The sequence below is a fragment of the Nocardia sp. NPDC004722 genome, from assembly GCF_053601505.1.
The window spans coordinates 1-1,898 of sequence record NZ_JBSGBY010000986.1 but is presented as its reverse complement, the minus strand read 5'-3'; the positions used below and the strand labels follow the sequence as shown (position 1 = coordinate 1,898).

At 68.0% G+C, this 1,898-nt stretch carries 3 protein-coding genes; 1 reads left to right on the top strand and 2 read right to left on the bottom strand.

Annotation, left to right across the window (positions count from 1 at the left end; translation table 11 throughout):
- Window positions 1-147 precede the first annotated feature (147 nt).
- Window positions 148-1,113, top strand: a complete 966-nt coding sequence (locus ACWELQ_RS44900; protein WP_452403059.1) for an oxidoreductase — start codon at window positions 148-150, stop codon at window positions 1,111-1,113.
- A gap of 21 nt (window positions 1,114-1,134) precedes the next feature.
- On the opposite strand, the gene ACWELQ_RS44895 is transcribed toward ACWELQ_RS44900, so the two are convergent.
- Window positions 1,135-1,539 (bottom strand): VOC family protein, encoded by a 405-nt coding sequence (locus tag ACWELQ_RS44895; protein WP_452403058.1) that lies wholly within the window; start codon window positions 1,537-1,539, stop codon window positions 1,135-1,137.
- A gap of 75 nt (window positions 1,540-1,614) precedes the next feature.
- Window positions 1,615-1,898, bottom strand: a 284-nt coding sequence (locus tag ACWELQ_RS44890) for a mycothiol transferase (RefSeq protein ID WP_452403057.1), incomplete at its 5' end; no start/stop codon positions are given.

The following is a 1,898-nucleotide window of genomic DNA, read 5'->3' as shown; positions in this document are numbered from 1 at the left end:
CGGAGAAGTGGTGGTAGCCGGTCATGCGAGAACCCTTCGTCGGTCGGTGTCCGCGGCTGTGAGTCGTGGTCTGTCGCATCCTAACACCGTCGGATACATTGTCTGGGACAGCAAAGTTCGTCGCTCGATCCAAGGGGGCAGCCACCCATGAACTCGGCACCCATCCTCCCGCGCCGCTGGACCGCGGCCGACATCCCCGATCAGACCGGGAAGACCGCCATCGTCACCGGGGCCAACAGCGGACTGGGGCTGCGCACCGCCGAGGCGCTGGCCGCCAAGGGCGCGCGGGTGCTGCTGGCCTGCCGCAACGAGATCAAGGCGGCGAGCGCGGTGGAGGCCGTCGCCGGGGCGGCCACCGGCCCGAAACCCGAAGTGCTGCCATTGGATCTGGCCGATCTGAGCTCGGTGCGCCGCGCCGCCGACCACGTCGACGTCAGCGTCGGCACCGTCGATCTGCTGGTCAACAATGCCGGGGTGATGGCGGTGCCGCGCTCGCGCACCGCCGACGGCTTCGACGCCCAGTTCGGCACCAACCACCTCGGCCACTTCGCCTTCACCGGCGCGATCCTGCCCGCGCTGCTGCGCGCCCCGCAGCCGCGGGTGGTGAACGTGTCCTCGATCGCCGCCTGGGGCGGGGCGATCAATCCCGCCGACCCGAATTGGCGGGTGCTGTACCTGCGTTGGCCCGCGTACGCGCAGTCCAAGCTTGCGAATCTGCTGTTCACCGCCGAACTCGACCGCCGGGCCCGCGCCGCCGGAAGCACCTTGACCGCCACCGCCGCCCACCCCGGCCTCTCGGCCACCCACCTCTACGATCGTGACGGCGAACGCGGCCTCGCGGGCGCCCTCGCCGCCATCCCGCAACAGCTGCTGTTCGCCCTGGCCCAACCCGACCATATGGGCGCCCTCCCGCAGCTCTACGCCGCCACGACCCCCGACCTCCCCGGAAACACTTACATCGGACCGGGATTCGAGTTCGCGGGCTACCCCCGCCGCACCCTGCGCAACCCGCTCGCCCACAGCCGTTCCTACGCCCGCTGGCTGTGGCGTCTAAGCGAGCGCCTCACCGACACTCACTACCCCTGGCACGCTGCCCACGCCAGTACCGTGTGACCGGGCTGCCGTGCTCGGGTCCTACGCCGGATAGACGGCGATCTCGATGAGATTGCCGTCCAAGTCACGGCAGTAGTGCGAGGTCATCTCGCCGAGCGCGCCGATCTTGGTGACCGGGCCCTGTTCGATCGTCACGCCGCAGGCGGTGAGATGTGCGCCGACCTCGTCGGGGGAAGCCGTCGTGATGAAGCAGAGGTCCTGCGCCCCAGCGGCTTCGGTGGCGGCCGTGGTCCACGCGGGATCGGCGTCGAGCGCGCCGAGGGGCCGCAAGTTGATCTTCTGATTGCCGAAGCGCAGCGCGGTGCGGCCGGATGGGCCGAACTTCTCGACGGTCATGCCCAGCACTCGGGCGTACCAGTCGGCGGTGGCCGCGGGATCGGAACAGTTGATCACCACATGATCGAATCGATCGACGGAGAAAGCCATTTCGGTATTCTCCGCCCGATCGAATTCATGATCAACGCTATCGGTTTCGCCGTTCGGTGAAAACGGTCATACCGATCAATGCGATGCGCGGCGGCGCAACAGGATGCCGCGCAGCAGAGCCGCCTGCCCCGAATGCTGGGCGTCGTCGTCGATCACGCTGATCAATCGGACGCCGAGGGTGACCGGCGGATTCCAGCGGGTATCGACAATGCGCGGGAGGTCGGCATCGGTGAGCTTGGAAACGTACCCAATGGTCTGATCGTGGACCGCGTCGTAATAGCCGAGCAGCAATTCGGCCGAAACGTTCGCCAGCTCGGCCACATCCGCCGAACTGTGCCCGTAACCGTGCGCGGCATCGT